We start from the raw sequence: 16,309 nt of genomic DNA on the forward strand, positions 1-16,309 counted from the left end.
TGGCAAGTTGCACTGCCCCATATTAATATAAAAATAAAAGCTCTCATAAATATTGTCATGTTTTAGTAATAGTGCATGTTTAACTGAAAAAATAGGCTTGAATATCTAAAAATGACCCTCATATTTATTTAATGGGTTTGTACTAGTAGAGAGAATAAAATGAAAACAAAACAAACTAACCAATTAATTATGCCTATTTTGCCATTACGTGATGTTGTTGTCTTTCCGCACATGGTAATTCCTCTCTTCGTAGGTCGAAATAAATCGATTCGTTGCCTTGAAAGCGCAATGGAAATGGATAAGCAAGTTTTTCTTGTTACGCAAAAAAATCCTTCTCAAGATGAACCTGATGTGAATGATTTATATAAAGTGGGTACGATTGCGAACATTTTACAACTGCTTCAATTGCCTGACGGAACGGTAAAAGTGCTGGTTGAAGGCGTAGAGAGAGCAAAAATTGTCGATATTGTTGAACGTAAAGAAGATGATTTTTTAATTGCAAATATTGCACCGTCAAAGGAATCGAAAAGAAACAATGACGTTAGTCAAGCAATGATTCGGGTTGTTTTATCTAATTTTGATGAGTATGCAAAGCTGAATAAAAAAGTCACACAAGAAGTTGTCGATTCAATTCACTTAATTAAAGAACCATCACAATTAGCCGATTCGATAGCAGCAACGCTATTTTTAAAAGTTGATCAAAAGCAGGAAATTTTGTTTACAACGAATCTGGAAAAGCGTTTTGAACTGCTTATTTCGTTAATGGAAGCAGAAATTGATTTACTGCAAGTTGAAAAAAATATTCGACAACGTGTTAAACAGCAAATGGAAAAAGCTCAAAAAGAGTATTACCTTAATGAGCAGATTAAAGCCATTCATAAAGAATTAGGTGATATCGATAATAAACCTGATGAGTATGAAGAGTTAAAAGAAAAAATTACTAAAGCTAAAATGCCTCAAGAGGCTACCGAAAAAGCATTAGCTGAACTTAATAAATTAAAAATGATGCCAGCAATGTCGGCGGAAGCAACGGTAGTTCGTGGTTACATTGATTGGATGTTACAGGTACCTTGGCATAAGCGCAGTAAAGTTAAAAAAGATATTGGTGCAGCGCAAAAGATTTTGGATAAAGACCATTATGGGCTTGAGCGAGTAAAAGACCGTATTTTAGAATATCTCGCCGTACAAGGTCGAGTTAATAAAGTTAAAGGGCCTATTTTATGTTTGGTTGGACCACCGGGTGTTGGTAAAACATCACTAGGTCAGTCTATTGCCAAAGCAACCGGTCGCCAATATGTGCGTATGGCACTTGGTGGCGTGCGTGACGAGGCTGAAATTCGTGGCCATAGACGGACTTATATTGGATCAATGCCGGGTAAATTAATCCAACGTATGGTAAAAGTTGGCGTTAAAAATCCATTATTTTTATTAGATGAAATTGACAAAATGGCATCTGATATGCGTGGCGACCCTGCATCAGCATTATTAGAAGTGCTTGATCCGGAACAAAATAATGCATTTAGTGATCATTATTTAGAAGTTGATTATGATTTATCGGATGTTATGTTTGTTGCTACAGCAAATTCGATGAATATACCTGCGCCATTATTAGACAGAATGGAAGTGATTCGGCTTTCTGGCTATACCGAAGATGAAAAATTGAATATAGCGAAGCAACATTTAATCACTAAGCAGATCGAAAATAACGGCTTAAAAGCGAAAGAAATAAGCATTGATGATTCTGCAATCATCGGAATTATCCGTTACTACACCCGTGAAGCAGGTGTTCGTAGTTTAGAGCGAGAAATTGCCAAAATTTGCCGTAAAGTTGTCAAACAATTGGCATTAGATCCTAAATTGAAAAAAGTGACTGTTAATCAAGATAATCTAAAAGATTATTTAGGTATACAACGTTTTGACTATGGTAAAACAGATAATGAAAACCGCATAGGGCAAGTTATCGGTTTGGCTTGGACAGAAGTTGGTGGTGATTTACTTACAATTGAGTCGGTAAGTGTACCGGGTAAAGGTAAATTGACTTATACTGGCTCACTTGGTGATGTCATGCAAGAATCTATCCAAACAGCTTTAACAGTCGTACGCTCTCGTGCGGAAAAGCTAGGTATTAATAGTGATTTTTATGAAAAACGAGATATTCATGTGCATGTTCCGGACGGTGCCACACCAAAAGATGGTCCTAGTGCCGGCATTGCAATGTGTACCTCTTTAATATCGACATTAACCGGGAATGCTGTACGTTCTGATGTCGCAATGACAGGTGAAATCACATTACGAGGCGAAGTCCTACCAATTGGTGGTTTAAAAGAAAAACTGTTAGCCGCTCATAGAGGTGGAATTAAAACGGTAATAATTCCGAAAGATAATGTGAAGGATCTGGAAGAAATTCCGGATAATGTAAAAGCTGAACTGGACATTCGGCCGGTCAAATGGATTGATGAAGTGATTGCTATTGCTTTACAGAATAATCCGTTTGGTATGGAAGTTATTACCGGAGAAGTTGCTTTAAAACAACCTACCAAAAAAGCGCTAAAAAAAGTAAAAACAAGTGTTGAAATACCAACCAGCTTAAATTAAATTTCAATTTTATTTAAAAGATCAACATAACTATGTTGATCTTTTTTTTTATACGTCACACTCAGGCAATAGCGAATTTAGCTAAATATGCTATACTTGCGTGATTCAACATTAGGTATATGGAGAATCTTAAACAATGATGGAGACAATCCGAACAGCTGCAAACAATATTGTTGTTAAAATTATTTTTGCAATAATTATGGTAAGCTTCATTTTTACAGGCGTTGGTTTTTTAGGCTTTGGTAGTAATAGTGCGAGTGATGCGCAACTATACATTGCCAAAGTTGATGGTGAAGGTATTAGCCGAGAACAATTTGAAGCAGAAGCAAAAATGGCAACAGCGAATTCTTTAGGCGATAGTTCGTTTATTAAAACAGTACGTCGTAATGTCCTAACAAAACAGATTGATAATTACTTAGCTTATCAGTTTTCGCAAAAAATTAAATCAGCTGTTAGCAATTCACATATTAAAAAATATATCCAGCAACAAAAAGTATTTTTTACTAACGGTAAATTTGATAAAGAAAAATATTTAGCTTTACTTGCTGAAAATAAATTCACACCGGAAAGTTATGCAGAAGTCTTGAGATCGGCATTACAGCAAGAGCAAGTTATCGAGGCGTTAGTTAAAACCAGTTTTGTATTGCCTGTTGATTCTGATATATCCTCACTTAAAAATCAAACTCGTACGGTTTACGCAACATTAGTTGATTCATCTATAGATAATGTTGATGATATAAACATAACATCAGAAGATGAGCAAAAATATTATGATGAACACTCAAAAGAATTTTTCAAAAAAGAACGCGTAAAACTTAAGTTCATTCGTAATACTTTAGAGGCAGTTAGAAAAAGTGTTAAAGTGAGTGATGATGAAGTTAAACAAGAATATGAAAAAGAGATCAAAACCTATACATATCCTGCTAAAAATGCCTATAGTGTAATTTACGTTAACGATAAGGAACAGGCAGATAAAATAGCGAGTGATCTTGCTTCTTCTGTCGATTTTGATACGATTGCCAAAAAGATGAATCAAGATAATAAAGTTTCGCCATATGGTAAAAATGGTTCTATTGGTTGGCTTGTTGAAGATGATTCACTACCAGAAGTGTTTAAAGAAGCTCATTTAACACAAATTGGTCAAGTTTCTGCGCCAATTGCAGCTGACGGCGGTTATGTTTTTATCAAACTTGATGGTATGAAGAAATCAGAAGTGATGGATTTTGACTTCGCTAAAGTTAAGATATATGAAAAACTTATAAATCAGAAAGTACAACAAGATTTTGAGGCTATCGAAGATAAAATCAAAGCAGCTTTAAGTCATTCTCCTAAATCTATCGAAGAGATAGCACAGGAGACAGGTCTTGAGGTATTTACAACTGATTGGACTTACTATAATCAACCGTCCACAATTCTTTCTCATCCTGAAGTTAGGGATGTTGTTTTTAGTAATGAAATGATTGTTGATGATCATGCAACAAATAACATATCTGAGTTAATTCCGGTTGAACGAAATTATGGTACGTATGAATTTGTTGTTCAAGTGACTGATTATCGTCCGGAAGGTATAGCGCCATTTGAAGAAGTCAAAGATGATATTCATCAAAAAATGGTTAATGAAATTGTAGATAATCGCTTTAAATCAACAGTGGATAATGTATTAGATGATTTAAGAAAATCTGGTCGTTCAGATAAGGTCTCATTTGGCCAACGCTATACTGTAACACGAAATTCAACCGATTTTGAGCCGGCTGTCATTGATATGATTTTCTCATTAGAGCCGCCACAGAAAAATAAAAATGAATTTGGCGCTGAAATTTTCAAAAAAAATCAAGCTTATATTGTCTCGCTAATCAAAGTTGATACGCCGGAGCGCCAAGATATTTCATCGGAATTAACACCGTTATTTATTAACAATACTTATTATTATCTTACAGCTGATATTCGTTCCAAGGCTAAAATTGAAATCATGCCAGATTCTAATTTGTGATGTATTTCGAAAAATCACTGTAATTTAAGTAAAAATGAAAAGCCACTTAGGTGGCTTTTCGCATTTCTGTAAGTCATAAAACATTTTTAACTGATGAAGTGAGATAGTGATAGCGCAAACTTACTTGCCTATTTATTTTAAACAACTTTTGAGGTTAAATATATGAAATTATTATCAATTTTAAGTCTTTTATTATTAAGCTTTACCTTTTCCGGTTTTAGTTATGCTCAATCTGCTCCTCCCGCTACTGCCCAGCAACAACAAAAGCAGCTAGATCAAGTCAATATTAACACTGCAACAGCAGAAGAGTTAACAAAAGCATTAAATGGAATTGGCGCAAATAAAGCGCAAAAAATTGTCGAATATCGGGAAAAATTTGGACCTTTTGTATCAATTGAACAATTGAAGGAAGTTTCTGGCATCGGGCAAGCAATATTAGATAAAAATGCAGGAAAAATAACTTTATAGTAAGTGTTATCCGCCAATAAATATTGGTGGATATTACCTGCAACTAATTATCTATAGGATCAACATCTATGCTCCATCGGACTTTAGATGTCTCACCCCACTTGTCGATAGATATGATTAATTGGTCTAAAATTTGTTGTAATTGCTGGCGATGCGTATGTTGTAAAAGTAGTTGCCAGCGATAATACCCCGCTTTTTTGGGGTGATTTGATGGCATTGGGCCTAGTTGCCATAAGCGATGATTATCTAAACTTTTTAACCAATCATGGATTTGTTGTAAAAAATTTGGCGCATGGTGATTATTGCGATCTGCAGCCCTTATCATAACTTGATAACTGAATGGTGGTAAATGTGTCTGCCTGCGCTCTTGAAGTGTGAATTTAGCAAATTCTTGGTAGCCTTTCGACAGTAAGACATTAAGCAAAGGATGATCGGGATGATAAGTTTGTAAAATCACCTCGCCGGTTTTCGCTTCCCGACCCGCTCTACCTGATACTTGTGTATAAATCTGAGCAAACCGCTCTGTCGCTCTAAAATCACTGGAAAATAATGCACCGTCAACATCGACAATACCGACTAATGTGACATCGGGAAAATGGTGACCTTTCGCTAAAATTTGTGTGCCAACTAGAATATGAGCGCCGCCTTGTTGTATTTCTTTTAAGTAATTATCCAATGCGCCTTTTTTACTCACAGTGTCACGGTCAATACGGCTAATTTTGATATTAGGAAACAGAATTTCAAGTTGCTTTTCAAGTTGTTCGGTACCAAACCCAATTGGAATCAAATGTGTCGACCCACATTTTGGGCATTGATGAGGCAGGGCTCTTGGTGTATCACAATAGTGACATATCAGTTTATGCTGTTTTTGGTGATAAGTATAAGGCATATCACAGCGAGGGCATTCGGCAATCCATCCACAATCATGACAAATGATAGACGGTGAAAAACCACGTCGATTTAAAAATAGCATGACCTGATTGTTGTTTGATAGATGTTTTTTTATCTGATCAATGAGTGGTTGAGATAGACCAGCACAAAGCACTAACCCACGAATATCTAAAATAGATTGTTGAGCAAGCGAAGCATCACCAGCTCTTTGGGTTAGCTGTAATAACTGATATTTTTGATTTTGTGCATTATTTAACGTTTCAAGTGATGGCGTTGCTGAACCTAATATAATGGGAATATTTTCAATTTTTGCCCGGATAATCGCAAGATCACGGGCATGGTAACGCCAGCCTTCTTGTTGCTTATAAGAATTATCATGCTCTTCATCAATAATAATCATGCCTAAATGTTTAAAAGGAGTGAAAAGTGCAGAACGAGTGCCGACAACAATGGCGTTTTCTCCAGACCGGCTTCTAAGCCAGACTTCAAACCGTTGTTTATCGGTTAGCCCGGAATGCAAAATATCTATTGGCGCATTGAAACGCTGTTTAAAACGTTTGATTGTTTGGGGTGTTAAACCTATTTCCGGCACAAGTATCAATGCTTGTTTGCCAGCAGATAATATATCGGAAAGGATATTTAAATAGACTTCGGTTTTACCTGAACCGGTTATACCTTCTAGTAGAAATACGTTAAACTGTTGATTTTGTTGATTAACCGAAGCTATGGCTTTGGTTTGTTCTTCGTTTAGTCTAATTGATGTTGGATTGGTTGAAAAATGACTTTGCCATTCAACTGTATCAGGAGTGACACTGACTTGTTTTATTAATTGTTTCTTTTCTAATTGATGAAAAATATTGGCGCTGAAATCATTTTCAGAAAACGTATTGTTTTTCAAAGAAGTTAACAGTAATTGTTGTTTATATGATCGAGACAATGATTTCAAATCACAATTCTTACCAAGTTCGGTTAATTGCCACTGTTTGATCTCTGTTTTGCTTGCTTGTTTTCCTTGTCTAAGTAATACAGGCATAGCGTGAAATATGACTTCACCAATTGGAAAATGATAATAACTTACAGCCCACTTAAGCAGCTGCCAAACAGCTGGTGTAAATAGTGGCTCATTATCAATGATTTCACTAATATCTTTTAGGCATTCAATTGGGACATCGGTTTGTTGATCAATACTAACAATAACGCCTATAGCATCACGTTTACCAAAAGGCACCTTTACCCGCATGCCTACTTCGGCAGGTTGTGTTAAACGGTAATCATAAAGTTGATAAAGTGGAACAGGTAAAGCGATATGAGCAATAAGCATTAAACGGTCACAATTGCAGTTAACATATTATCTCTATTGTACGCAGTTTTTTACTAACTCGCAAAATCTTACCTAATTATTGTGGTATTTTTAGATAGATTGAGCTTTGAAAATTGGTTTTGTTAAACTCAATCTTCAAGGTTAATTACATTGCATAACTTTATTGACTGGCGGTAGTATCCCAATGCAAAATTTGTTATCTTGAATATTGAAAATAAATTATCATTTTTCATAGGAACTTAAGATGTCAGATTCATTCACGCATATTAATCAACATGGTGATGCGCACATGGTAGATGTTTCAGATAAACAAATTACCACTCGTGAAGCAAGTGCTGAATCATTGGTATTAATGAATGCTCAAACACTTAACATGATTCTTGAAGGTAAACATCATAAGGGTGATGTGTTTGCAACAGCGAGAATTGCCGGCATTCAAGCCGCAAAAAAAACTTCGGAACTTATTCCCCTATGTCATCCACTACTTTTGAGTAAAATAGAGGTGGATATCACAGCAGACATTGATAACCATTGTGTAAGGGTTAAGTCCCTATGTCGGTTAAATGGGCAAACCGGTGTTGAAATGGAAGCCTTAGTTGCCGCATCGGTAGCGGCATTAACAATATATGATATGTGTAAAGCGGTTCAAAAAGATATGGTTATTACACAAGTAAGATTGCTGACCAAAGTCGGTGGTAAATCGGGTGATTATTCTGCTAAATAAATAATAGTTGTGACAAAATGAATAAAATTATGTTTTTTGCTCAAATTAGAGAGTTAATTGATACTGATTCCCTTCTTTTAGATGCTCAACAACTAACGGTTGCAGATCTTCTTGAACAACTAAGCAAACGGGGTGATAAATGGTCTTTAGCATTAAAAGAAAAAGTAGTGCTTTGTGCGGTTAACCAATCACTGGTTGATTTTAATTATCTTATTCAACCGGGTGATGAGGTGGCATTTTTTCCACCCGTGACAGGAGGTTAACTTGATGAACATTATTGAAGTTAGTCAAGATTCTATTGATGTCGAAAGATATATCGATTGGCTTAGTGAGCGCTCCGAAGACGGTGCTGTAGTGACATTTATGGGTAAAGTTCGTTGTTTAGAACAACCGACAATTGGGCTTTATTTAGAGCACTACGCTGGTATGACCGAAAAGGTATTAACCAATATTATTGCTCAAGCACGCAGTAAATGGCAACTTGGCAAGGTTGCCGTTATTCATCGGGTTGGCGATATCAAAACTAATGAAAAAATTGTATTTGTTGGTGTGAGTTGTTCGCATCGTTCAGATGCCTTTGCCGCGGCTCAATTCATCATGGATATATTAAAAAATCAAGCGCCTTTTTGGAAGAAAGAGCGAACGATTAATGGTGAAAAATGGGTTGAAGTTAAAAAATCTGATACAGAATTGTTGAAAAAATGGTATTAATAACTATTTACTATATAATAGTTACGAATTGTCTAATTTTTTGATGAGAGGTAAAAATGACAAGTTTTACGCCAAATGGCTCAATTATTGAAAAATCAAATAGCAAAATACAAACATATTTGAGTCATGTATATGGTTGGATGGCAGTAGGTATATTATTAACTGGTTTAGTTAGTTGGTATACAGCCAATTCATCTTTATTAAATCTACTATTTGATATTAATAGCCGAGGGCAAGTCTCTCTTTCATTTTTATCTATAGCGTTAATAGTTGCAGAATTGGCCATAGTATTTTGCTTATCACCTATGATTGATCGTTTTTCAGGAAAAACCGCCACGACCCTATTTATGCTATATTCAGTATTAAATGGTATAACATTAAGTTCGATTTTTATTTGTTATACACACTCTTCTATTGCAAGTGTATTTTTTATTACAGCAGGAATGTTTGCTGCTTTAGCTTTTTACGGTTATACCACTAAACGTGACTTAACGAGTTGGGGTAGTTTTTTATATATGGGGTTAATTGGAATTATTATTGCCTCGATTGTTAATTTCTTTATGGGTAACCAGGCATTAATGTGGGCAATTACCTATATTGGCGTATTTATTTTTGCTGGTTTAACTGCATATGACACCCAAAAGTTAAAAGAGTTTGGCGAACATCTATCACAGGATGATGCAAATGTATTTAGACGCTATGTTATTTTAGGTGCGTTATCGCTATATCTTGATTTTATCAATTTATTTATTTTGCTATTAAGAATCTTTGCTGATAGACGATAAATTGATTTATAAATGACTTGAAGGGCTCTTTTTATGAGCCCTTTTTATTAATTATTTAAGCATCATCACAATATAGTGTTATTTTGTTAAAAAGTTTCAGAAAAGCACTATGTTTCAATATAAAATATTATATCATTTTATGATATATCCATTGCCGCTCTCTCTATTAGAGAATAATAATGAAAAAACTCTATTGTTTTGTTTTAATAAATGTATTTATTTCATCGCTGATTTCCGTTCGGTTTTTTTTAGTGCCGGGAGCATCACTTTCCGTAATAAGTAGCGTTTTTTCAATATTTGCCGTATTTGGTCATTTTTTCTTAGCCTACCTGTTACTTTTCATTATTTGCCTGCCTTTAGTTAAGTTAAAGAAATTTTTTGCAAATATCCTACTTGCTATATTGTTTGGTCTGTTTCAGATAGGGTTATACATTGATACTATTGTCTTTGAGCAATACCGATTTCATGTCAATGAGTCGGTATTATCTATGGTGTTTTCTGGTCAGGTTGTCGATTTTTCATTAGTTACTTACTTGCTGATGTTTAGCTTGATCATTGTCTCTTTTAGTCTTGAATACTTTCTTCTTTACTTGCTTGATAAAAAAACAACACGCCAAAAAAGGCGATCGAAAGCCGTTTTGTTTTTTACTCTTTTCCTATCGAGTTCATTAATTATTAGCCATCTTGTTCATATGGTAGCTTTTTATTATGCTTATTCTCCAATTATGGTGGTAAAAGAGTATATTCCGTTGTATCGTCCATTTACTTCCAAAAAAATAATGGGCTTTTTTGATAAGCAAGGCCAGCGTAAAGTTATTTTCGAAATAGATAACAAACATGATAGCATCAGCTATCCCAAAAAGGCGCTGGTTATCAATCCTGAAAATCAAAAATTGAAGAACATTGTGTTTATTGTGCTTGATTCTTGGCGGTATGATACGTTCAATGAAACTATTTCTCCAAATAGTTATCGTTTTGCGTTAAAACATAACGCTGTTATTTTTGATAATCATTACTCAACGGGTAATGCGACACGTACCGGTATTTTTGGCTTATTTTATGGTATAGCTGGTACTTATTGGGATGCATTTTTACGTAATAGTATACCGTCATTATTTGTCACAACATTGCAAAAAGAAAATTATAATATTGGCATTTTTACCTCAGCTAAAATTACTGCGCCGGAATTTGATAGAACGGCTTTTGTCACAATTAAAAACTTAAGAATTAGTAGTAAAGATGGAACAGCAGCAAGTCGTGACCAACAAATTACCGATGATTGGTTGGCTTGGTATAAAAATCGTGATGCATCTAAACCAAGCTTTTCATTCTTATTTTATGATGCGCCACATGCTTATGATTTTCCGGATGACTTCCCGGTTAAATTTAAACCAATAGGCGATCTAAATTATATGACGCTAAATAATGAGACCGATCCTTTACCTATTTTTAATCGTTATAAACAAAGTGTATATTATGTTGATTTCTTATTGCAAAACATCTATGAAGAATTAGAAAAGTCGGGAACTTTAGATGATACACTTATAATCATCACCGGTGACCATTCGCAGGAAATGAATGATAATAAACTGGGTTTTTGGGGGCATAACGGTAACTATACCGATGCTCAAACAAAGGTGCCGTTCATTATTATAGGTGCTAATGAACTGGAAAATCTTAAAAATAACGCCAATAAACTGACGAGTCATGAAGATGTGGTGCCAACATTAATGAAGCATTATCTGCATGTAAAAAATGATATCAGTGATTACTCAACTGGATATGATCTGTTTAGCCCTATACTCAATCGTAATTGGCTATTGATGTCAAACTATAGCTCTTATGCCGTTCGAACGCCCGATAATATCTATTTTGTCAACCGCATTGGTGTAAGCCATTATATGGATGTGCATAATAATGAGGTGGATCAAACACCTAATTATCATTATATTCAAGAAGCGATGAAGAGTATGCGTTATTTTTTCCGATCTTCCGAAAAGCGTGACTAATATATCCACCCAATAGGGTGGATATATTCAAACAACAATTAGCGCACATCAGCACAATTTAAACAATAAATATAACGGTTTTGAGTATCGTGGAACTTATCCCATAAAGAAATTTGTTCTCGTAGCTGTTTAGCTTGTGGCAATTGTTCAAATACTACTTCTGCTGTCGATTTAGGTAACATTGCTATTAAGCCTGTATAGAAATCACTAAACCAGCTCCCTTCCGGTTTTTGCCAATCTATTTCATAATCGGTTAAATTCGCCAATGTTGCTGCCATTTCAACGGCATCATCAAAATCACCTAATTTATCAACTAGTCCATTTTTGCTGGCTTCAACACCTAACCAAACTTGTCCTTGAGCAATTTTATCGACTTGTTCGGTTGTCATATTTCGTGCTTTAGCAACCAAAGAAATAAATGAGTTATAGCCATTATCGATATTGAGTTGCATAAGTTGATTTAATTCATCAGGAAGATTTTGAGCCATATTTTGGTTAGCTAAAGGTGATGTTGATACCCCGTCGCTGTAAACACCAATATGTGATAACGAGTTTTCAAATGTTGGGATAATACCAAAAATACCAATAGAGCCGGTAATCGTATTTGGGCTTGCGACAATGTAATTCGACGCTGTAGAAATCCAATACCCTCCGGAAGCAGCCATGCCACCCATTGAAACAACGATAGGAATTTCATAATCCTGTAATGCTTCGAGTTCACTACGAATCGCTTCTGACGCATCGACACTACCGCCCGGACTATTTACTCGTAAAATGACAGCTTGTATGTTGTTTTTATTCAAATCTTGACGAATATATCTGAGTTGTTCAACAATATCTTGACTACCTGCAACACCACTACTATTGCCACTATCAGTAATCGTACCATTAACAAATACAACGGCTATTCGTGGTTTTTTAGCTGTCTGTTGTTGATTGTTTTTAAGTTTATAATCATAAATGCTTACTGTGTCTTGGCTATCGACTTCACCCTCAAACTCGTAATAACTTGCAATGTTATCGATTAAGCCATTAGATAAAGCATAATTAGTCATACTGCCACCAGCTGCTTTTATTTGCGACAACATAACATCAGGCTCAGGCACTAATTGTGAAGCCGCTTTTTTTCTTAATGTTGAGATATCAGCTAGGTAGTTATCCCACATTAAATTAAGCCAACGGCTGGTATTGCTTTTTGCTTCATCCGACATATCATTACGAATAAATGGTTCTATTGCTGATTTATAGGTACCAACACGGAAAACATGAGTGTTAACCTTTAAATTATCCAGTAACGTTTTATAGTATAAATTGTTAGCGGATAAACCATATACATTCACCGCCCCTAGAGGGGTTAAATAGATTTTGTCAGCATAACTTGCTAAATAATATTGACTCTGATTAAAGTTAGAACCAATAGCGTAGATAGGTTTGTTAGCTGCTTTAAATTTGGATAAATATTTTCCAATATATTGAAGCGAACTCATGTCAGTCCCCACAAAATTATCCAGTTTAAGAATTATACTGTCAATGTTGGGGTCAGTTGTTGCTTGTGCTATTTTTTCGGTTAATTCAAATAAACTATTTTCGCGAGACGTATTCACCTTTTTGCCATAAATTTTGTTTTGTAAGGCGTAAATTTCATCGCTATAGAATGTATTATCAACAATTACCCCTTCAAGATCGACAAGTAAAGCGCCTTGTTGCGGAGTAATCTCTTCAGTTTGTGCTTCTTTAATTAATGCAATGACGCTGAAAATTAAAATAATAATGATTAAGAATATTAGATTGAGAAATATTTCTCTTATCAGATTAATGATTTTCCAAATTGATTTTATAACGTTAAGTACAGACATAATAAATAGTCCTTATAAGTTTTGATTTTCTAATTTTTAGCCGCATTATTTCGTTTTTTAAAATATTTTTTGTCTTCAAATCTTAAGCATGTCAACTTTCCTCCCCAGCAACATCCTGTATCAAGGGCATAAATATTTTCCGGGGTACCTTTTCCATTTAACGCTGCCCAATGACCAAAAGCAACACTATATTCTGCCGGGATCTTACTTGGTAGTAAAAACCAAGGTTTAAGTTTTGTAGGGACTTGATCGGGTGGTTTTTTATAATAAAAATCCAGCCTGCCGTCTTCATAGCAAAAACGCATACGAGTTAATGCATTGGCGATATAACGTAAACGGTCTAAACCTTGTAATTGGGGTGACCATTCATCAGGGAAATTACCATACATTTTATCAAGAAAGAGCGGGTAAGAATCACTGGCCAGCATCACATGTAAGTCATGCGCACATTTTTTTAGGGTTGGCAAGTCCCATTGTGGGGAGATCCCCGCATGGGTCATAATCAATTTTAATTCATCATCTATTTGAACAAGAGGTTGCTTACGCAGCCAATTCATCAATTCATCATAATCCGGTGCTTGAATAATTTCTTCAAGATTATCTTTCTTTTTGGGCGGCGTAACACGGGCATAAATCGAGAGCAAATGAAGGTCGTGATTGCCTAATACCAATCTGATTTGGTTGATATTTTCTTTTACAAATCTAAGCACTTGTAATGATTTTGGGCCCCTGGCGACAAGATCGCCAGTAAGCCACAATGTATCAGATGATGAGAATTTAGCTTTTTCAAGTAAGCGCATAAACTCGTCATAGCAACCATGAATATCTCCGATAAGTAGGTTTGCCATAACACTATTTCCATGCGTTTGCCAGTTGGCAGTACTGCTCGACTGTTAAGTTTTCAGCACGTAAATTAGGATCGATATTTAATTGAGCTAATTGTTCAGCAGTAAACATATTGCTTAAGCTGTTTCGAATCGTTTTACGGCGTTGATTAAATGCTTCTGTGGTAACACGTGAAAGTATTTTTACATCATTAACAGGATAAGGCTTTTGTTGGTATGGTATAAGTTTAACAACAGCTGAATCTACTTTAGGAGCTGGTTTAAATGATGTCGGTGGCACTTCAAGCACAGGAATAATCTGACAATAGTATTGAGCCATGACACTAAGCCTGCCGTAATCTTTACTATTCGGAGCGGCCACTAATCGAGTGACAACTTCTTTTTGTAACATAAAATGCATATCTGTAATGGTATTGGCAAATTCAAACAGATGAAACATTAACGGGGTTGATATGTTATAAGGTAAATTACCAAAAACCCGTAACGGTTTTCCCAATTGCTCAGAAAGTTGATTGAAATCAAATGTTAAAGCATCTTGTTCAATGACAGTGACTTTATCTTTCAAAAATGGGTTTTCAATTAATCGACTCGCTAAATCACGGTCAATTTCAACGACGGTAAGATGATCAACATGTTTACTTACCGGAATGGTTAAGGCTGCAAGGCCGGGTCCTATCTCAACAAGCGCTTGGTCTGGTTTAGGCTGTATTGCTGCAACAATACTTTCGATAATGTAATCATCATGTAAAAAATTTTGCCCGAAACGTTTACGGGCAAAATGTCCTTGGTGAACACGGTTATTCATTTTTGTTTTCACCTGTAATTTTAATATATGCATCGCCTTTTATTTCTTGGATCCACACTTGCGCTTCTTCAGCAAATTTACGATTAAAAATAAGTCGGTATGCTTGATCTTTTTGAACTAATTCCGTGCCGTCAGTTTGTCTTGAATCGATTAGCTGAATTAAATGCCAGCCATAAGACGATTTCACTGGTTGGCTGATTTCACCTTTTTTCAGTTGCATTAAGCCATTTCTAAATCCTGGATCGTACATTTCGGGTCTGCTCCAACCTAATTCTCCACCTTTATCTTTTGAACCGGGATCGTCTGAGTTTGCTTTAGCAGCGGCTGCAAATGTTGTGGCTTTGCTGGTAATCGCTTTTCGAATATCAGTTAATTTTTGTTTTGCAACTTGGTCAGTCACTAATACATTTGTTTTGATTAGAATGTGGCGAGCATTAACTTCTTGAAGTGTAATTTTTTTCGGTGCTTCAGTTCGGGAATCATCAACTTTTATGATATGTAAGCCAACACCTGAACGAATTGGTCCAATAACACTTCCTTTAGGTGCACGCAAAAGTCGCTCTTCAAAAATAGTTGGTAACTCACTCAGTTTATTCCAGCCCATGGAGCCACCTTTTAAAGCGAGATCATCATTTGAAAAAGAAGTTGCAAGTTTAGCAAAATTTTCCCCTTTTTTCGCACGGTTAATAATATCTCTGGCTTTGCTAGTTGCATTATCAACTTGTTGTTTAGTTGCTTTTTCCGGGATTGAAATCAAAATATGGCTGATTTTGACATCAATATTATTGGTTGGTTGTTTTGCAATTGTCTTAGTTAAATTTTCAACTTCTTTTTCAGATACTTTGATTCTTGGTCTCACTTCATTCATGCGAGCTTGTTCAATCAACATATCTTTATGAATACGTTCACGGTAGTTAGCATAACTTATCCCCATTGTTGATAGTCTACTTCTTAGCTCATCAATGGTCATACCATTTTCGGCAGCGATTCTACCAATAGCATTAGTTACATCTTCATCACTAATTGTGATTTTGGCTTTTGCTGCTTTTTGCAAGATTAAATTTTCAGTAATTAATCGATCGATAATTTGTTGTCTAAGCACTTTATCATTAGGTAGATTACTGGGATCGGTGCTTGCTTTAATCGTTTTGAGCATGTCATTAACGTCACTTTCTAAAATAACGTTATTATTAACAACTGCCGCAACTTGTTCGACAACTCTAGGCGCCGCAGTCGCTGATAAAGGTGTAATAAGTCCTATACTTACACTTAAGTTTAAAGCAATAAAAAGTTTTAATAATTTCATATT

13 protein-coding genes are annotated in these 16,309 nt (G+C 35.4%); 8 read left to right on the forward strand and 5 right to left on the reverse strand.

The features are described from left to right. Nucleotides 1-159: 159 nt before the first annotated feature. The 3 genes from lon (at nucleotide 160) to J3U37_RS00465 (ending at nucleotide 5,053) form a co-directional block, all read left to right on the forward strand. Nucleotides 160-2,595 carry an endopeptidase La gene (gene lon, locus J3U37_RS00455; RefSeq protein ID WP_267372955.1) on the forward strand — a complete coding sequence of 812 codons (2,436 nt, stop codon included), beginning with the start codon at nucleotides 160-162 and terminating at the stop codon, nucleotides 2,593-2,595. 136 nt (nucleotides 2,596-2,731) lie between these two features. After that, complete coding sequence (locus tag J3U37_RS00460; RefSeq protein ID WP_267372956.1) at nucleotides 2,732-4,585, forward strand: SurA N-terminal domain-containing protein; 1,854 nt, start codon at nucleotides 2,732-2,734, stop codon at nucleotides 4,583-4,585. Between the two features lie 162 nt (nucleotides 4,586-4,747). Next, on the forward strand, nucleotides 4,748-5,053 hold the full coding sequence (locus tag J3U37_RS00465) for a ComEA family DNA-binding protein (protein WP_267372957.1): 306 nt from the start codon (nucleotides 4,748-4,750) through the stop codon (nucleotides 5,051-5,053). A 43-nt stretch (nucleotides 5,054-5,096) separates the two neighbouring features. Here J3U37_RS00465 and priA read toward each other — a convergent pair whose 3' ends face one another. Next, nucleotides 5,097-7,265 (reverse strand): primosomal protein N', encoded by a 2,169-nt coding sequence (gene priA / locus J3U37_RS00470; RefSeq protein ID WP_267372958.1) that lies wholly within the window; start codon nucleotides 7,263-7,265, stop codon nucleotides 5,097-5,099. A gap of 244 nt (nucleotides 7,266-7,509) precedes the next feature. Between priA and moaC the strand changes: the two genes are divergently transcribed. The 5 genes from moaC (at nucleotide 7,510) to J3U37_RS00495 (ending at nucleotide 11,494) form a co-directional block, all read left to right on the forward strand. After that, complete coding sequence (gene moaC, locus J3U37_RS00475; protein WP_220218087.1) at nucleotides 7,510-7,989, forward strand: cyclic pyranopterin monophosphate synthase MoaC; 480 nt, start codon at nucleotides 7,510-7,512, stop codon at nucleotides 7,987-7,989. 17 nt (nucleotides 7,990-8,006) lie between these two features. Next, nucleotides 8,007-8,252 (forward strand): molybdopterin synthase sulfur carrier subunit, encoded by a 246-nt coding sequence (gene moaD, locus J3U37_RS00480; RefSeq protein WP_220218086.1) that lies wholly within the window; start codon nucleotides 8,007-8,009, stop codon nucleotides 8,250-8,252. A gap of 4 nt (nucleotides 8,253-8,256) precedes the next feature. Next, a complete protein-coding gene (gene moaE, locus J3U37_RS00485; protein WP_267372959.1) occupies nucleotides 8,257-8,700 on the forward strand; it encodes a molybdopterin synthase catalytic subunit MoaE in 444 nt (147 codons plus the stop codon). A 56-nt stretch (nucleotides 8,701-8,756) separates the two neighbouring features. Further along, nucleotides 8,757-9,485: a Bax inhibitor-1/YccA family protein gene (locus J3U37_RS00490; protein WP_220218084.1), complete on the forward strand. Its 729-nt coding sequence runs from the start codon at nucleotides 8,757-8,759 to the stop codon at nucleotides 9,483-9,485. A gap of 179 nt (nucleotides 9,486-9,664) precedes the next feature. Further along, nucleotides 9,665-11,494, forward strand: coding sequence for a sulfatase-like hydrolase/transferase (locus tag J3U37_RS00495; RefSeq protein WP_267372960.1), 1,830 nt, complete (start codon nucleotides 9,665-9,667; stop codon nucleotides 11,492-11,494). A gap of 38 nt (nucleotides 11,495-11,532) precedes the next feature. Here J3U37_RS00495 and sppA read toward each other — a convergent pair whose 3' ends face one another. The 4 genes from sppA to surA are packed head-to-tail and all read right to left on the reverse strand — an operon-like array spanning nucleotide 11,533 to nucleotide 16,306. Next, complete coding sequence (gene sppA, locus J3U37_RS00500) at nucleotides 11,533-13,350, reverse strand: signal peptide peptidase SppA (protein WP_220218082.1); 1,818 nt, start codon at nucleotides 13,348-13,350, stop codon at nucleotides 11,533-11,535. 29 nt (nucleotides 13,351-13,379) lie between these two features. Further along, nucleotides 13,380-14,198 carry a bis(5'-nucleosyl)-tetraphosphatase (symmetrical) ApaH gene (gene apaH, locus J3U37_RS00505; protein ID WP_220218081.1) on the reverse strand — a complete coding sequence of 273 codons (819 nt, stop codon included), beginning with the start codon at nucleotides 14,196-14,198 and terminating at the stop codon, nucleotides 13,380-13,382. 4 nt (nucleotides 14,199-14,202) lie between these two features. Beyond that, the gene (rsmA, locus tag J3U37_RS00510) at nucleotides 14,203-15,000 is read right to left on the reverse strand and encodes a 16S rRNA (adenine(1518)-N(6)/adenine(1519)-N(6))-dimethyltransferase RsmA (RefSeq protein WP_267372961.1); all 798 of its coding nucleotides are present in this window, start codon (nucleotides 14,998-15,000) and stop codon (nucleotides 14,203-14,205) included. Continuing rightward, nucleotides 14,993-16,306: a peptidylprolyl isomerase SurA gene (gene surA / locus J3U37_RS00515; RefSeq protein WP_220218079.1), complete on the reverse strand. Its 1,314-nt coding sequence runs from the start codon at nucleotides 16,304-16,306 to the stop codon at nucleotides 14,993-14,995. Before surA ends, rsmA begins: the two co-directional genes overlap by 8 nt. Nucleotides 16,307-16,309 lie beyond the last annotated feature (3 nt).

This window comes from Gilliamella sp. B3172, from assembly GCF_026536465.1.
Taxonomy (GTDB): Bacteria; Pseudomonadota; Gammaproteobacteria; order Enterobacterales; family Orbaceae; genus Gilliamella.